The sequence below is a fragment of the Duganella radicis genome (assembly GCF_009720825.1).
GTDB lineage: Bacteria > Pseudomonadota > Gammaproteobacteria > Burkholderiales > Burkholderiaceae_D > Rugamonas > Rugamonas radicis.
Genome location: NZ_WNKY01000097.1, coordinates 1 through 3,527, shown reverse-complemented (window position 1 = coordinate 3,527; position 3,527 = coordinate 1). Strand labels below are relative to the sequence as shown.

The following is a 3,527-nucleotide window of genomic DNA, read 5'->3' as shown; positions in this document are numbered from 1 at the left end:
GGCCGTGGGCGTGGGCTTCGGCGGCGGCGTGGGCGGCCGCTGCGGCGGGTGCGTGTACCGGGTCGTGGGCGGCGCCGGGCACGGCGGCATTAGGCGCCGAGGCCGGCGCTGGCGCGGCCTTGTCCTCGTCCGCTGCCGGTTCGTCAAAGAGATTTGCTTGATTCATAGTCGTATTCATTAGATATCCGCTTCGGCTTCGTTGCCGTGTTCCTCGATCCAGGCGCGGCGCGCGGCCGCTTCGCCCTTGCCCATCAGCATGTTGAAGCGGGCCGCCGATTCGTGCAGGCCGTAGCCGCCCAGCGCCACCGGCAGCAGGCGGCGGGTGTCGGGGTTCATGGTGGTTTCCCACAGCTGCTCGGCGTTCATCTCGCCCAGGCCCTTGAAGCGGCTGATCGACCAGGCGCCTTCCTTGAGGCCATCCTTGCGCAGCTTGTCCTCGATGGCCACCAGCTCGCCGTCGTCCAGCGCGTACAGTTTCTGGATCGGCTTCTTGCCGCGCGCCGGCGCGTCCACCCGGTACAGCGGCGGGCGGGCGATGCAGATGTTGCCGTTGGCGATCAGGGCCGGGAAGTGGCGGAAGAACAGGGTCAGCAGCAGCACCTGGATGTGCGAGCCGTCGACGTCGGCGTCCGACAGGATGCAGATCTTGCCGTAGCGCAGGCCGGACAGGTCGGGCGTGTCGTTGGGCGTGTGCGGATCGACGCCGATCGCCACCGAGATGTCGTGGATCTCGTTGTTGGCGAACAGGCGGTCCTTGTCGGTTTCCCACGAGTTGAGCACCTTGCCGCGCAGCGGCAGGATGGCCTGGAATTCCTTGTCGCGGCCCATCTTGGCCGAGCCGCCCGCAGAGTCACCCTCGACCAGGAACAGTTCGGTGCGCTCGGTGTCGGTCGATTCGCAGTCGGTCAGCTTGCCGGGCAGGACGGCCACGCCGGAGGATTTCTTCTTCTCGACCTTCTGCGCCGAGCGCAGGCGCGACTGCGCCTGCTTGATGACCAGCTCGGCCAGCTTCTTGCCGTAGTCGACGTGGTGGTTGAGCCACAGTTCCAGCGCCGGCTTGGAGAAGGTGGACACCAGGCGCACGGCGTCGCGCGAATTCAGGCGCTCCTTGATCTGGCCCTGGAATTGCGGGTCCAGCACTTTCGCCGACAGCACGAACGAGACGCGCGCGAACACGTCCTCCGGCAGCAGCTTGACGCCCTTGGGCAGCAGCGAGTGCATCTCGACGAAGTTTTTAACCGCGCCGTACAGACCGTCGCGCAGGCCCGATTCGTGGGTGCCGCCGTTGGGCGTGGGGATCAGGTTGACGTAGGATTCGCGCACCACCGCGCCCTGCTCGGTCCAGGCCACCACCCAGGAGGCGCCTTCGCCCTCGGCGAAGCCTTCGGCGTCGGGGCCGGCGAACTGCTCGCCTTCGAACAGCGGGATCAGGGTCTCGCCGTCGGTCGATTGCGCCAGCGCCTCGGTCAGGTAGCCGCGCAGGCCGTCGTTGTATTGCCAGGTCTGCGATTCGCCGGTCTTGGCGTTGTTGAGCGTGACCGACACGCCCGGCAGCAGCACGGCCTTGGAGCGCAGCAGGCGTTGCAGCTCGATTTGCGAGATGGCGGCGGTGTCAAAGTATTTGGCGTCCGGCCACACGGTGACCTTGGTGCCGGACTTCTTGGCGTCGCGCGGCGCGACCACCGAGTTCAGTGGTTCGACCACGTCGCCGTGCTCGAACACCAGGTGGTGCAGGCCGGTGCCGTTGGGCTCCTTGCGCCACACGGTGATTTCCAGGCGCTTGGACAGGGCGTTGGTGACCGACACGCCGACGCCGTGCAGGCCGCCGGAGAAGGCGTAGGCGCCGCCCTTGCCCTTGTCGAACTTGCCGCCGGCGTGCAGCCGGGTGAAGACGATTTCCACGGTCGGCACGCCTTCTTCCGGGTGCAGGCCGACCGGGATGCCGCGGCCGTCGTCCTCCACCGTGACGCTGCCGTCGGCGTTCTGGGTGACGATGATGGTGTTGCAATTGCCGCCCAGCGCTTCGTCGGCCGCATTGTCGATGACTTCCTGGATGATGTGCAGCGGGTTCTCGGTGCGGGTGTACATACCCGGGCGCTGCTTGACGGGTTCCAGGCCCTTGAGGACGCGGATGGATGATTCGCTGTAGTCGGAAACGGGTTTTTTAGTGGCCATACGAGCAAGCTTGTTTTCTTGGTACTGGGTTTATGTACAGTTCGTGCATTGTTTGCGTATTCTATCCTCAACTGCGCAGGCTGCGCGGCAAAAATTGCGCAGCGCGCAATTTATACACGATGTTTACCACGCAGGCGGGCCTTTTTAGACCGTTTTTACGGCGTGCCCGATAAGCTTTCCGGTATCGAAACAAGCCACCGGAGCTCATCATGCATGCCTTTTTCCACCCCCAAGCCGCTCGGCGCCGTGCGCTGTTCGCCGCAGCCGTAGTTGCTGCTTTTGCCACGTCCGCCGTCCGCGCCGAGGAGGCGCCGGCCGCCGTGCCGGATAACGCGGTCAGCTTCAATGCGGTGGCGGTCAGCGATTACCGCTATCGCGGCATTTCGCAGACGCGCTTGCGGCCGGCCTTGCAAGGCGGGGGGGACTATGTGAACAACCCGACCGGCCTGTATGCGGGCGCGTGGGCGTCGACCATCACCTGGATCAAGGATGCGGGCGGCGATGGCAGCGTGGAGCTGGATCTGTATGCGGGCAAGCGCGGGCAGCTGTCGGCCGAGGTGTCGTATGACGCGGGCGTGCTTACCTATGTGTATGCTTCCAACGCGCTGCCGGTGAGCGCCGATACCACCGAGATTTACGGCCAGCTCGGTTACGGCCCGGCGTATATGAAGTACTCGCATGCGGTGACCAATTTGTTTGGCTTCGCCGACAGCAAGCAGAGTGGCTATCTTGATGTTGGCGCCAACATTGACGCGGGCGGGGGCTGGACTGTCAATCTGCACGGCGGCCATCAGAAAGTGAAGCGCAACGATGCCGCGTCCTACACCGACTGGAAGCTGGGTGTGAGCAGGGACTTCGGCGCGTTCAGCGGTGCGCTGGCGGTGATCGGCACCAACGCGCAGGAGTCGGCTTACACTTCGGCCGCCAACGGTAAATTCCTCGGCAAAACCGCCTTGCAGCTGACCGTCAGCAAGGTGTTCTAAGAGGCGGGGCGGTACGCAGCCTGCCCCTGCTGGTTGTGCTGCTTGCCATGTTTGCGGCGTTTTCCTCTCCGCTTGTGCTTGCCGGGTTTGCCTGATGCGCCAGCGCCCGGCCGGCCGGACTGCCTGGCCGGCGCCGCCGCTGTTGCTGGTATTGCCGGCGCGGCAGGCATGGGTGGCATTGCGGGGCCGGGGGCAGCGTCGCGTTGCGCTTCGGCGGCGCCAAACAGGTGCGCGATCACAGTTTTCTGCTGCGCGCGGCAGGTGTCGGCCAGTATCCATTGCTGGTTGCCCGGGAAGCGCAGCCAGACGGCTTTCCAGGCGTTGCGGTTGCCGCTGCCCTTCAGGTTGGCGAAGGCGGACGGCGACAGC

2 protein-coding genes and 1 pseudogene are annotated in these 3,527 nt (G+C 65.4%); 1 reads left to right on the top strand and 2 read right to left on the bottom strand.

Annotated elements, in window-relative coordinates; translation table 11 throughout:
* Window positions 1-177 precede the first annotated feature (177 nt).
* Entirely contained in the window at window positions 178-2,175 is a 1,998-nt protein-coding gene (locus tag GM676_RS31105) for a DNA topoisomerase IV subunit B (RefSeq protein WP_155468432.1), read from the bottom strand.
* 209 nt (window positions 2,176-2,384) lie between these two features.
* On the opposite strand from GM676_RS31105, the gene GM676_RS31100 reads away from it, so the two are divergent.
* The gene (locus GM676_RS31100; protein WP_155468430.1) at window positions 2,385-3,158 is read left to right on the top strand and encodes a TorF family putative porin; all 774 of its coding nucleotides are present in this window, start codon (window positions 2,385-2,387) and stop codon (window positions 3,156-3,158) included.
* Here GM676_RS31100 and GM676_RS31695 read toward each other — a convergent pair.
* Window positions 3,155-3,527, bottom strand: a pseudogene (locus GM676_RS31695) (hypothetical protein); the annotation flags it as partial. The gene GM676_RS31100 and the pseudogene GM676_RS31695 sit on opposite strands and share 4 nt — an antisense overlap.

Excerpts from the sequence above, each read along its gene's own strand:
- GM676_RS31105 (WP_155468432.1), bottom strand. The coding sequence starts at position 2,175 with ATGGCCACTAAAAAACCCGTTTCCGACTACAGCGAATCATCCATCCGC.
- GM676_RS31100 (WP_155468430.1), top strand. The coding sequence starts at position 2,385 with ATGCATGCCTTTTTCCACCCCCAAGCCGCTCGGCGCCGTGCGCTGTTC.